Raw genomic sequence first — 240 nt, 5'->3', positions numbered from 1 at the left:
GGACATGGTGTAGTGGTTCTGTCATTCGATTTTTTTCGAAGCCTTTTTATTTTTGCTTCAGCACGATTTGAAAAAACCTTTGTGAATTCAGCTGTAATTTCTTCCCCAGGTAGTGCCCCAGGAACAAATACAACTGTCCTCTTAAAAAAACCGACCCCTTCTCCATTTATCCCCAATCGTTTAATTGTTAAAGGAATTGTTTGACCTTTCGTAAGCCCTGTCCCTTTCACATTTTTGTTA

The 240-nt window shown here is 38.8% G+C and carries 1 protein-coding gene; it reads right to left on the bottom strand.

Annotation, left to right across the window (positions count from 1 at the left end):
- A partial coding sequence (locus Q4550_RS23970) for a TRAM domain-containing protein (RefSeq protein WP_303536774.1) occupies positions 1-230 on the bottom strand: 230 nt, incomplete at its 3' end.
- Between the last annotated feature and the right edge of the window lie 10 nt (positions 231-240).

This window comes from Anaerobacillus sp. 1_MG-2023 (genome assembly GCF_030547345.1).
GTDB lineage: Bacteria > Bacillota > Bacilli > Bacillales > Guptibacillaceae > Guptibacillus > Guptibacillus hwajinpoensis_B.
The sequence above is the reverse complement of the archived record's forward strand: the minus strand, read 5'-3'. Positions and strand labels throughout refer to the sequence as shown.